Annotated in this window: 11 protein-coding genes; 1 reads left to right on the top strand and 10 read right to left on the bottom strand. The window is 36.7% G+C overall.

Going from position 1 to position 11,928, the window contains the following annotated elements; genetic code table 11:
• Positions 1–8: 8 nt before the first annotated feature.
• The 9 genes from ACFJGY_RS05660 to ACFJGY_RS05620 all read right to left on the bottom strand — a co-directional run bounded on the left by ACFJGY_RS05660 (position 9) and on the right by ACFJGY_RS05620 (position 7,465).
• The gene (locus ACFJGY_RS05660; RefSeq protein WP_379968963.1) at positions 9–1,364 is read right to left on the bottom strand and encodes a hemolysin family protein; all 1,356 of its coding nucleotides are present in this window, start codon (positions 1,362–1,364) and stop codon (positions 9–11) included.
• A gap of 415 nt (positions 1,365–1,779) precedes the next feature.
• Complete coding sequence (gene atpG / locus ACFJGY_RS05655) at positions 1,780–2,649, bottom strand: ATP synthase F1 subunit gamma (RefSeq protein ID WP_379968961.1); 870 nt, start codon at positions 2,647–2,649, stop codon at positions 1,780–1,782.
• Between the two features lie 86 nt (positions 2,650–2,735).
• Positions 2,736–4,313, bottom strand: coding sequence for a F0F1 ATP synthase subunit alpha (gene atpA, locus ACFJGY_RS05650; RefSeq protein WP_379968959.1), 1,578 nt, complete (start codon positions 4,311–4,313; stop codon positions 2,736–2,738).
• Positions 4,314–4,330: 17 nt separating this feature from the next.
• Positions 4,331–4,867 carry an ATP synthase F1 subunit delta gene (atpH, locus tag ACFJGY_RS05645; protein WP_379968957.1) on the bottom strand — a complete coding sequence of 179 codons (537 nt, stop codon included), beginning with the start codon at positions 4,865–4,867 and terminating at the stop codon, positions 4,331–4,333.
• Between the two features lie 5 nt (positions 4,868–4,872).
• Positions 4,873–5,370 (bottom strand): F0F1 ATP synthase subunit B, encoded by a 498-nt coding sequence (locus ACFJGY_RS05640; RefSeq protein ID WP_379968955.1) that lies wholly within the window; start codon positions 5,368–5,370, stop codon positions 4,873–4,875.
• Positions 5,371–5,456: 86 nt separating this feature from the next.
• Entirely contained in the window at positions 5,457–5,648 is a 192-nt protein-coding gene (gene atpE / locus ACFJGY_RS05635; protein ID WP_027384648.1) for an ATP synthase F0 subunit C, read from the bottom strand.
• A gap of 37 nt (positions 5,649–5,685) precedes the next feature.
• Positions 5,686–6,801 (bottom strand): F0F1 ATP synthase subunit A, encoded by a 1,116-nt coding sequence (gene atpB, locus ACFJGY_RS05630; protein ID WP_379968953.1) that lies wholly within the window; start codon positions 6,799–6,801, stop codon positions 5,686–5,688.
• A gap of 60 nt (positions 6,802–6,861) precedes the next feature.
• Complete coding sequence (locus ACFJGY_RS05625; RefSeq protein WP_379968951.1) at positions 6,862–7,233, bottom strand: hypothetical protein; 372 nt, start codon at positions 7,231–7,233, stop codon at positions 6,862–6,864.
• Complete coding sequence (locus ACFJGY_RS05620; protein ID WP_379968949.1) at positions 7,217–7,465, bottom strand: AtpZ/AtpI family protein; 249 nt, start codon at positions 7,463–7,465, stop codon at positions 7,217–7,219. Before ACFJGY_RS05620 ends, ACFJGY_RS05625 begins: the two co-directional genes overlap by 17 nt.
• A 522-nt stretch (positions 7,466–7,987) precedes the next feature.
• On the opposite strand from ACFJGY_RS05620, the gene ffh reads away from it, so the two are divergent.
• On the top strand, positions 7,988–9,352 hold the full coding sequence (ffh, locus tag ACFJGY_RS05615) for a signal recognition particle protein (protein ID WP_379968947.1): 1,365 nt from the start codon (positions 7,988–7,990) through the stop codon (positions 9,350–9,352).
• Positions 9,353–9,424: 72 nt separating this feature from the next.
• Here the strand turns inward: ffh and ACFJGY_RS05610 are convergent, their stop codons facing one another.
• Positions 9,425–11,854: a T9SS type B sorting domain-containing protein gene (locus tag ACFJGY_RS05610; RefSeq protein WP_379968945.1), complete on the bottom strand. Its 2,430-nt coding sequence runs from the start codon at positions 11,852–11,854 to the stop codon at positions 9,425–9,427.
• Positions 11,855–11,928 lie beyond the last annotated feature (74 nt).

The raw sequence follows: 11,928 nt of genomic DNA, 5'->3' as shown, positions 1-11,928 counted from the left end.
AAGTTTTATTATTCAGTGATTTCGTCAGTTATATCTTCTACAAATGGTTTGTTGTACAAAAGCTCGACTAATTCTACACTTTTGTTCTGCATTTTAAGGATTTTAAAATGGTAGTTACCATAATCGAACTCCTGATTTTCTTCTGGAATATCCTGTAGTTCATTCAGAATAAATCCTGCAAGCGTGTTATATTCTCCCTCTTCAGACGGCGGTATTTTTCTTGGAAGCTGCTCGTTGATCTCGTCCAATGGCTGAGTTGCTTTTACCCAATAGATATTGTCACCCACTTTATCTACAATTTTCTCTTCTTCGTCTTCCTCGTCCTGGATCTCTCCTACCAATTCTTCCAGAATATCTTCAAGTGTAATAATTCCTTCAGTCCCTCCGAATTCATCAATGACGATTGCAAGATGTTGCTTTTTCAGTTGGAAAACTTTCAGAAGATCGGATATTTTTTTACTTCCAACTACGAAGAATGCCTCTCTCATAAAGCCTCTCAGACTCTCGTGGGAAACCTGACCTTTACTTTTGATATATTCTCTGATGATCTCTTTTGTATAGAAAATTCCGATGATGTTATCGATAGAACCTTCGTAAACCGGGATTCGCGAATAGCCGCTATCCATAATCTGATTGATGATATCTTCCGGCTCATCATTGATATCAATAGACGATATATTCTGTCTCGTAATCATAATCTGCTTTGCATTGTGATCTGTAAAATCGAATGCATTTTTTATGATCTCGTAATTTTCTTCTTCAATTTCGCCACTGTCCGCAGATTGTTTTACCAATAATTGCAATTCTTCCGTTGAGTGAATATCGTGTTCCGAAGCCGGGAATATTTTGATTAATTTCAGGAATGAATTCGATAATGAGTTCATCAACCAGATAAACGGTCTGAAGATATTATAGAATAAATGCAGTGGATAAGCGATGAAAAGTGTTGTCGCCTCTGATTTTCTGATTGCAATTGATTTGGGAACCAATTCTCCAAAGACGATGTGCATAATCGTGATCAGCAAGAAACTACAGACAACCGAAATAGTAGTCACCGTAGTTGCTGCCAATTCTATATTCAAAGAATGAAACGTGGCTTCTATGATGTGATGCAGAGCGCTCTCTCCCACCCAACCTAAAGCAAGAGAAGCAAGCGTGATCCCCAACTGTGTTGCAGAGAGATAAGCATCAAGGTTTTTGATGATGTTTTCGGCTTTTTTGGCCATTGTGTTTCCCTCAGCGGCTTTTACCTGGATTTGGGAATAACGTACTTTTACTATTGAGAATTCGGCGGCTACAAAGAAGCCATTTAGAAGAACTAAAAATAATGCAATGAGAAGTTTGATTAAACTATCGGGGTCCATTTAATGTTGTATATACAATCTGTGCAAAGATAGATATTTTTTTTAACTTCAATTTAGATGTTAGAAGTGAGCTTTTAGAAGTTAGAAAAACCCAGAATTGTATGATGTTGAGATTCCTACGGAATGACAAAATTATGTCTTATGAAAAATCGTGATTTAATCTAGAATCCACAGCCCGACTTGAGCGGAAATCCTTTTTTGCTTGTACTCGGTTTCTATTAATGACAAATCGTGAGCAAAAAAGATTGGGAGCGGAAGGCGGAAAAGCTGCCATAAAAAAACAATAAATAGGTTTCGACGAATGTCAAATAGCTGCCCAAATGATTAAATACAAACTGCCCTAAATAATAAAAAGCACTGAAGTTTGACCCTCAATGCTTTTTATAACTAACTACTAACTTTAACTTTATCTTTATTAACTGTTCTTGAGCGCTTCTGCTCCGGAAACAATTTCTAATATCTCATTGGTGATGGCTGCCTGTCTTGCTTTGTTGTAGAAGATCTTGAGATCACTTCTAAGTGCGTCTGCATTGTCGGTCGCTTTGTGCATTGCTGTCATCCTTGCACCGTGCTCTGAAGCTACAGAATCCAGAATAGCTTTGAAAACCTGAGTCTTGATTGATTTTGGAATCAATACGTCTAGAATTTCTTTTCTGCCAGGTTCGAAGATGTAATCTACATTGATCTCTGAAACTGTTTTCTCTTCTGAAGCTGATGAAATTGGCAAAACCTGCTCTGTCACTACTTCTTGCGTTGCTGCATTGATAAACTTGTTGTAAACAACATAGACTTTATCAAATTTTCCCGCTTTGAAGTCCGACATTACTTTCTCCGTCATATTGGAAACGTGATCGAAAGAAAGATTGTCGAAAAGTGAACTGTGGTTTTCGTAAACAGTTTTGTTTTTTCTAACAGCATCGAAAGCTTTTTTACCTACTGTCAAAACTTCTATCTCTACATTTTCGTTTGCTGAAAACTGGATATTAAGTTCTTTGATCACAGATGAGTTAAAAGCGCCAGCCAAACCTCTGTTGGAAGTCACGGTGATGAAAAGTACTTTTTTGACTTCTCTTTCCAGTGCAAATTCCGAGATGTTCTCTGCATCAGACGCCGCACTTACATTCTGTATGATCTCCTGAAGTTTTTCAGAATAAGGTCTTAGCATTACGATCGCATCTTGCGCTTTCTTTAGTTTCGCAGCGGAAACCATTTTCATAGCGCTTGTGATCTGCATCGTAGAAGATATAGATGTAATCCTGCCTCGTATTTCTTTTAAGTTTGCCATATTATATTTAGTTGTTGGTTGTCGGTTGTTGGTTGTTAGTTTGAGAAAATTCTGTCAACTATCAACCAAAAACCATCAACTAATTTTTAATTGTATTTCGCAGAAAGTTCTGTCGCTACTTGTTTTAAAACGCCAGTCAATTGATCATCAATTTTTCCGGATTTAAGAGCTGCCATTACTTCTGGATGTTTGTTTTTCAAGAAATCCACATATTCTACCTGGAATTCTTTTACCTTTCTGATAGGAATATTTCTCAATAGATTCTCAGTTCCTGCGTAGATCATCGCTACTTGATTTTCTACCGGAAGTGGAGAGTTAACTGGCTGCTTCAAAAGCTCCACGTTTCTTTCTCCTTTTGAGATCACTGCCATAGTAGCAGCATCCAAATCAGAACCGAATTTAGCAAACGCTTCCAATTCTTTATATTGAGCCTGGTCTAACTTAAGTGTACCAGAAACTTTTTTCATTGATTTGATCTGTGCATTACCACCAACTCTGGATACAGAGATACCAACGTTGATCGCAGGACGAACACCTGAGTTGAAAAGGTCTGTCTCTAGGAAGATCTGACCATCTGTAATCGAGATTACGTTAGTCGGGATATACGCAGAAACGTCACCAGCCTGAGTTTCGATAATTGGAAGTGCCGTAAGAGATCCGCCACCTTTTACCAATGGTCTTAAAGATTCTGGCAAGTCATTCATCTGAGCCGCAATTGTATCGTCTTTGATAATTTTTGCCGCTCTTTCCAACAATCTTGAGTGAAGGTAGAAAACGTCTCCTGGATAAGCCTCACGTCCCGGTGGTCTTCTCAATAGTAAAGAAAGCTCACGGTAAGCAACCGCTTGTTTTGAAAGATCATCATAAACGATCAAAGCCGCACGACCAGAGTCTCTGAAGAATTCTCCGATAGATGCACCAGCCATTGCAGAATAAACCTGCATTGGAACCGGATCAGAAGCGTTAGCCGCAACAATTACCGTGTAAGCCAAAGCACCTTTGTCCTCTAATGTTTTAACGATCTGTGCTACAGTTGAAGCTTTTTGCCCAATTGCAACATATATACAATATACTGGTTGCCCAGCATCATAAAATTCTCTTTGATTGATAATGGTATCAATAGCCACAACTGTTTTACCAGTTTGTCTGTCACCAATGATCAACTCTCTTTGTCCTCTTCCAACAGGAATCATAGAGTCGATAGCAACGATACCAGTTTGAAGTGGTTCTGTTACCGGCTGACGGAAGATAACTCCCGGCGCTTTTCTTTCCAATGGCATTTCGTAAAGCTCACCAGTGATAGGTCCTTTACCGTCGATAGGATTGCCTAGAGTATCTACAACTCTACCAAGCATTCCTTCACCCACTTTGATAGAAGAGATTCTGTTTGTTCTTTTTACAGTATCACCTTCTTTTACCAATTTGGATTCACCAAGAAGTGCAACCCCAACATTATCTTCTTCAAGGTTAAGAACGATACCTTCAACTCCAGCCTGGAATCTTACCAATTCTCCGTACTGTACGTTTTCTAAACCGTAAACACGAGCAATACCATCCCCTATCGTAAGAACAGTACCAACTTCTTCTACGTTAGATTGAGTATCGAAATTTGCTAATTGCTGCTTCAGTATCGCTGATACTTCTGCCGGATTTATTTCTGCCATTATATGGTTGTTTTTTCTTAATTAAGTTGAAATTCTTTTTTGATATTGCTCAGTTTTGTTCTTACTGATGCGTCGATCTGCTGATCTCCCACTCTCAGGATATAACCTCCTAGGATCTCTGGTTTTACAATCGTTTCCAAGTCATAGCTAGAAACGTTTACCATTTTGGAATCCGTAATGATCTTCTGAATATTTTCTTGTGATAAAGGCGAAGCTGTTACCAAAGAGATACGTTGAGTACCTTTGATGTCTTCTACTTTATTGATGAATTCCTGAGCAATATTTCTAAGCTGAGATTCTCTGCCTTGCTTGATGACCAGTCTGATGATGTTCTTAGAAACCTGAGAGAAATCTTTGAAGATCTCCAAAGCGATTGCTTCTTTCTTTTTTGCATCAATGATAGGCGTATTCACAAACTGATTCAGTTCTTTGGAAGAAGACATTATTTTCACAATATCCTTCATCTCACCGAAAACAGCATCTGTGTTACCAGACTCCTGAGTGAAATCCAATAGACCCTGAGCGTATCTTTTAGCTACTTTAGATGTTAACATCCTGATTAGTTAAGGTTAGATTTGTTAAGAATATTTTCTACCAAAGCGTTTTGAGCACCATCGTTGTTCAATTTCTCTTTAAGAATATTTTCAGCGATGCTCACAGACAAAGTTCCGATCTGAGTTTTGATATCTGCCATTGCAGCATTTTTCTCAGTCTGGATAGATTGTCTGGCTGCTTCGATCATTTTTTCGCCTTCAATTTTAGCACTGTCTTTAGCCTGATTTACGATTTTATCTTTCATATCTCTGGCTTCTTTCAATATACCATCTCTTTCAGCTCTGGCTTCACGAAGGATTCTTTCGTTATCTTCTTTCAACTGAGCCATTTCCTGCTTCGCCAATTTAGCCTGATTAAGAGCATCGATGATAGATGTTTCTCTCTCGTCTATTGATTTAAGAATTGGTTTCCAGGCAAACTTTCCTAATAAGAAAAGCAATACTAAAAAAATGATGGACTGGATGATAAACAATCCTGATGAAAACTGATGAAGTAATTCCATTATATCGTTAGATTAATTTTTTTGAAAATTTTTAAATATAAAACATTGCTACAGCCAACCGCTGTAACAATGTTTGTTTTTTTGGCTTATGATGCGAACAACGCAGCGAAAGCAACACCTTCTACAAGTGCAGCAGCAATAAGCATAGCAGTTTGGATCTTTCCAGATTGCTCTGGTTGTCTAGCGATTGCTTCAAGAGCAGCAGCACCAATTTTTCCAAGACCGATACCTACACCTAGTACAATAAGACCTGCACCAATAATTCTAGGAATTTCCATAATGTATATAATTTAAAAATTGTTTTTTCTAATTTAATTAATGAGCGTGATCGTGCTCATGTTCTTCTACTGCCATCCCGATAAACAAAGCGGAAAGCATTGTGAAAATATAAGCCTGCAAAAATGCCACTAATACTTCCAGTAAATAAATAACCAAAGTCAGGAATGGAAATGCAACACCTGCGATCCAGTTCTCAAAAATATAAATTGACCCGATCAACGTCATTACAACGATGTGACCTGCTGTCATATTCGCAAAAAGACGAATCATCAATGCAAATGGTTTTGTCAAAGTTCCCAGCAATTCGATCGGCATCATAATAAACTTCATTGGAACAGGAACACCCGGCATCCAGAAGATATGTTTCCAGTAATCTTTCGACCCTGAGAAAGTTGTGATCAAATAGGTTAAAATTGCCAAGAAGAAAGTAATCGCAATGTTACCAGTAACGTTGATTCCGAAAGGCATTAAACCTAAAACATTCAGGAATAAGATAAAGAAAAATACAGTTAACAGATAACCCATAAATCTCTTGTACTTATGACCGATGTTTGGAATAGCAATATCGTCTCTTACGAAAATAATCAAAGGCTCAAGGAATTTTGCAGCACCTGAAGGCACTAGGGATTTCTTGTAAGACCTCGCCATTCCTCCGAAGATAATCAGCATCAAAACCGCTACTAAGAAAATCACCAAAACACTTTTTGTGATTGATAAATCTAAAACTCTTTTTTCAGTTGGATGATGATTTTTATCCAGAGTCAAAGTTCCTTTAGAATCTGTTCTGTAGATTTTTTCGTGATGAAGCGTGTAGAATTTACCGTCGCTTTCGACTGGAGAACCGTGGATAAATTCGTGACCATCTACACCTTCCGTATTACTCATGAACGTATGAAAACCTTCGTCATAAATAATAACCGGCAATGGAAAACCGATGTGGTGACCATCTTTTACCATCAATGCAACGTCGTGAGCATCCAAAATGTGATGATCCACAAATTCTTTAACTACATTTGCTCTCTCATCTTTTTCAGAAAGTGCAGGCGTTTCAGTTACATGTTTACCGTGCTGATTTTCAACAGTTTCGTGTTGTGCGAAAGCCGTTGTAAATAAGAATAAACTGTAAAATAAAATTGCTGTTTTCTTTAGCATCGATAGATTTTTTTTTCGTTTTGCAAAAATAGACTATTTTTTCTCTTTTGAAGAATTAATTTACTGTTTTTTGTCATAATTAATTAACTGTATTGCATAATAGGTAAGCAACGCAGTCAGAATAAAATATGGAATAATAAAATGGAATTTGAAATTCGGAATCGCCTCAAAATGAAGCTTATTCTTGATCAGATACATCAATCCGAACTTTACTAAAATGAGTCCTATAACAGACATTCCTACAAACTGGGGAAAGGTTCTGTTGATGATCAAAAGCAAGGTGATCATCATCATAAAAATCACACTTAAGAAGAGGTAAAACTTGATAATCGTGACTTCATCCAGATGGAAAATAAACTTCCAAATTGCGAAATGTATAATGAATGTCAGGAAAAACACAACACTGATAACGATATTACTTTTGTTCTTCATTTTCTTCTTTATTTAAAATTTCTAGTCTTTTCAAAGTGGTGTATAATGAAAGACAAAGTCCACTGAGTCCGATCACTAAAACCAAAACATTGGAGCCGGTTTCGAAGTACAAATCCAACTGATGTCCACCCCAAAATGAAATCCCGATGATGAATAACATCTGGAAAACTACGGAAGAATATTTCCCATATTTCCGCAATGCATTTGAATTATCATTCTGCTTATCTCCCAAAATTTGATTTTTGCAAAAGTAAACATTCTGGATAACTTAAACTTCATAGACTTACATTTTACAAAATTCCTTCTTTGGATTTTGAACGCAAAGTCCACAAAGTTTTTTTTTCCCATTATTGAAAATATTTTAAGGTTCGCGCAAAGGCGCATTGCTCAACAAAGCAATAAAGCAAACTTTGTCATTCTGTAGTAAACCTAACGAAGTGGTTCGAAGACGTCAATCTCAAGAGTTTAGATTCTTACGGATGACAAAATTGGGTTTTAAGTCAGAATCCTATCCTATGTTGAATCTGCAGCCCGGCTTGAGCGGAAATCCTTTTTTGCGTGGACTCGGGTTTTATTAAAGGGAAATCGTCTGCAAAAAAGATTGGGAGCGGAAGACGGATAAAGCTGCCCAAACCTTCAGGTTCGACGGAGTCAAATAAAATAAATAATAAATGATGATCGATAAGTGATGTCTGAAACTATTTCCTTTGCTTAAATTTTCTTATTTTTGCAACCTTAATATATTACATAAGTTATGTTCAACAGTTTACAAGATAAGCTAGATAAGGCGCTTCATAATATTTCCGGCCGCGGAAAGATCTCCGAGATCAACGTTGCAGAAACTGTAAAAGAAATCCGACGTGCACTCGTAGATGCCGATGTGAACTACAAAGTTGCAAAGGATCTGACGAAACGCGTGCAAGATAAAGCGCTGGGACAAAACGTTCTGACGTCTTTGACTCCGGGACAATTGATGACGAAAATCGTTCACGACGAGTTGGTGGAATTGATGGGTGGAAGCCAGGAAGGCATCAACCTTTCGGGGAAACCAAGTGTTATTCTAATTGCTGGACTTCAAGGTTCCGGAAAAACGACTTTCTCTGGAAAATTGGCTAATTATCTGAAGCAAAAACGAAGCAAAAAACCACTTTTGGTAGCTTGTGATGTTTACAGACCGGCGGCAATCGATCAGTTAAAAGTTTTGGGCGGACAGATCAATGTTGAAGTTTATACAGAACTTGAAAATAAAAATCCAACTTCTATCGCATCGAACGCGATCAACTATGCAAAATCAAATGGTTTTGATACGGTGATTGTGGATACGGCTGGACGTTTGGCAATTGATGAGCAGATGATGATAGAGATCAAGTCTGTTCATAGCACGATCCAACCGAATGAGACCTTGTTCGTTGTAGATTCTATGACGGGTCAGGATGCGGTGAATACGGCGAAGACCTTCAATGATGTTCTGAACTTCGACGGTGTTGTGCTTACAAAATTGGATGGTGATACGCGAGGTGGAGCCGCTTTGACGATCCGTTCTGTGGTTGAGAAGCCAATCAAATTTATCTCAACTGGAGAAAAAATGGAAGCCCTGGATCTTTTCTATCCGGAAAGGATGGCAGACAGAATCCTCGGAATGGGAGATGTTGTTTCCTTGGTGGAAAGAGCTCAGGAACAATTTGATGAAGAGGAAGCGAAAAAACTTCATAAGAAGATTGCGAAGAATGAATTTGGTTTTGATGATTTTCTGAAACAAATCAACCAAATTAAGAAGATGGGTAATATGAAGGATCTAATGGGAATGATTCCAGGCGTTGGAAAAGCAATCAAAGATGTGGACATCAATGATGATGCCTTCAAACACATCGAAGCAATCATCCATTCTATGACGCCTGACGAAAGAAGAAAACCTTCTATCATAAATGTTTCAAGAAAACAGAGAATTGCGAAAGGTGCAGGAAGAAAATTGGAAGACGTAAATGCATTGATGAAACAATTTGACCAAATGGGAAAAATGATGAAAATGATGCAAGGTCCTCAAGGCAAACAAATGATGCAAATGATGAGCAAAATGCCGAATATGCCAGGAATGGGCGGCGGATTGTTTGGGAAGTAGGATTACTTTTTATAAAAGTAAAAGCTCCATTTTGATGATCAAAATGGAGCTTTTATTTTTTAATAATTTAATTTATCTGTTTTTCAAAAGAAGCCACATCGTTTTATTTGAAACTCTTACCCCTTTGCTCGTATAAGAATAAATCACCCAATAAGAATCAGAAGGTAACAATATGTTACTCACTTTTCCATTCCAGGAGAATTCTCTGGTATGTGTATAAACCAATTTACCATATCTGTCATATATTTTAAGGTCAAGATCCTGGAAAGCATTAAGTAAGGAATAATCCCAAATATCATTTACACCATCATTATTTGGGGAAAATGCATTGGGTAATGTAACAGAATCTGGAACAACCGGCGGTCTTATAAGTACAATTTTCTTTATGACGTAGCAATTATATTGATTGGTTATTTTTACATAAATTTCAGTAAGTGTTGATGAATAATTGGACAAAAGATCCTTTATCTGATTGGTATTATTTTCTGCATCTGATAATCCCGGATAGAATTCAAAAGTTTCATTATTCTCATTATTTATAGCACTATAAAGGTCAAAATAATATGTATCGTCTAAATATGATTTTGGCTGGAGTTCTGATTTTACATCAGCAATAGGATTTGGAAGGACATTAAAATTGGCCTTATAAACTTCATAATATCCATCTGTTGCTGTCAATTTATATATTAATCTATCAGTTCCTGCAAAAGAATCATTCATTTTTACAATTACTTTTCTATTGATAATTTGAGCCGTTCCGTTATTTGGCTGTGTCAGTAACTCTAATTTTGAAAACACATGACCTGGCATAGTAAACTTGGTATCTATCTCGAAATTATGGCAAACATTCCCAACATTAACATCATAGATATTGTAAGGACAATTGGGAATAAAAACAGGAGTTGTAGTAAAACTGAATCCTAAATATGTCACAACACATTGATAATTTCCTTGTAAGATAGGTTGATATTCAAAACTTGTAGCTCCTGTAATATCTACTCCATTTAACTGCCATTGAAATGTAATAAAATCCTTGTTACTTAATTTTAAAAAAACACCTTCCTGAATACAGTTACCATTAACTAATATATAAGGATCATTAGAAAAACCGGTGTAACTACTAGCATAGCCCGCAAATTGAAAACCTCCAACAAGATCTACATTAAGATCTTTATCTGATTCGATTTCTACATCTCCGGAGATTGGAACTATCGTATAATATCCCCAGCCATCTTTACCAATCATAGGTGATGGATTTGTCATCGCAGTTCCATTTACTTTTATATTCGCACCTATAGATGTCTTAATTGATAATTTTGATTGTGCTACAAAACTCCCTAATCTTTCTACAGATGGGATATGAATAATATTTTTAAGATTTTGTTGTGGTTTTGGGAAGTAATCTTTATCCAATGGATAAGAAAATGTCATTCCACTGGTAATTTGTGTAAAATCGGGACTGGGACCTTGTATCAAAAAGTTAAACCCACCTATTAGTTGATATACATAAACGGGTTCAGAAGATTTAATATATATCCCGCGTGTCGGAATAATTATATTTTGTGGATTTTTAAATGAAGGCTGATTGCCATCCAAATATCTTTGCTTTCCATAAGGCCCGATAAAATGTTCGCCAGCATTGAGGGTTACAAAAGGTTGTTGCTCATTATTAAAAAAGATCTGTGTGTTATTTTTTGTGGCAACAATTATTGATTTTTCCATTGCAGTTTCTGTCTTGGTCATCCCATTGACCAGAAAATACTCCTTTCCAATCTTATCGATAGGAACGCTCTGATCCATATTAACTCCACCACCACCACTTTCTCCTATATCCTGACTAATGAAATTTCCATTGTTAACAATGATTGGTTTATCAGACGTAACTTTTGCTCCAATGAGATTAGGATCCCAATCATCCAGAATATTTGGCGGATTAGGATTATCCTGTTTACGAGCAACTATAATATATGACTCATCTTTGTTCAGAGTAATACTCAATTCATCACTATTGTCTCCATTAATAAATACCAGATTAGAATTATAATTAGATATCTTAATCTTCGTATTATCCTGAGTTGCCATTACCGAGGTTTGGTATAACATTCCGGCGGGATTATTTCCATAAAGTATAATCTGATCTGTCACTATAAAAAATTCTTTTCCCAAAGCTGTTTTCCCTTTTGATGCAATTATCTCGCTCTTACAACCTACTCTACAACCTGCTAACCTAAGACTTGCATAGAAACTTTTTTCTCCTGAAAGATGTATCCCCATTGTCGTTGGTTTCATTACTCTTAAAGGAGTACTGGCTTCAAGCATTGAAATTGCTGGAACTGGAAATTCTATAGGAGAATTTTTGGAAACTGCAACTGTTGATATAAGTACATTATTATTATAAATCTTTACAGGAAAACTGTTGTCTTTATCAGTAGATATATATATACTTAGTTGTGTAATATCGTAAGGGGAGGTTCTAAAGTATGGCGGAAACCAATGCTCCAAATCTAATTGTGCCTTAGCAAAAATGTTGGAGAAAATAAAACAGAAAATTATTATTCTAAAAAACATACTCAAAA

The organism is Epilithonimonas sp. UC225_85 (genome assembly GCF_042695135.1).
Lineage (GTDB): Bacteria > Bacteroidota > Bacteroidia > Flavobacteriales > Weeksellaceae > Epilithonimonas.
The sequence above is the reverse complement of the archived record's forward strand: the minus strand, read 5'-3'. Positions and strand labels throughout refer to the sequence as shown.

Excerpts from the sequence above, each read along its gene's own strand:
- ffh (WP_379968947.1), top strand. The coding sequence starts at position 7,988 with ATGTTCAACAGTTTACAAGATAAGCTAGATAAGGCGCTTCATAATATT.
- atpE (WP_027384648.1), bottom strand. The coding sequence starts at position 5,648 with ATGGAAATTCCTAGAATTATTGGTGCAGGTCTTATTGTACTAGGTGTA.
- atpA (WP_379968959.1), bottom strand. The coding sequence starts at position 4,313 with ATGGCAGAAATAAATCCGGCAGAAGTATCAGCGATACTGAAGCAGCAA.
- ACFJGY_RS05625 (WP_379968951.1), bottom strand. The coding sequence starts at position 7,233 with ATGAAGAACAAAAGTAATATCGTTATCAGTGTTGTGTTTTTCCTGACA.
- ACFJGY_RS05640 (WP_379968955.1), bottom strand. The coding sequence starts at position 5,370 with ATGGAATTACTTCATCAGTTTTCATCAGGATTGTTTATCATCCAGTCC.
- atpB (WP_379968953.1), bottom strand. The coding sequence starts at position 6,801 with ATGCTAAAGAAAACAGCAATTTTATTTTACAGTTTATTCTTATTTACA.
- atpG (WP_379968961.1), bottom strand. The coding sequence starts at position 2,649 with ATGGCAAACTTAAAAGAAATACGAGGCAGGATTACATCTATATCTTCT.
- atpH (WP_379968957.1), bottom strand. The coding sequence starts at position 4,867 with ATGTTAACATCTAAAGTAGCTAAAAGATACGCTCAGGGTCTATTGGAT.
- ACFJGY_RS05660 (WP_379968963.1), bottom strand. The coding sequence starts at position 1,364 with ATGGACCCCGATAGTTTAATCAAACTTCTCATTGCATTATTTTTAGTT.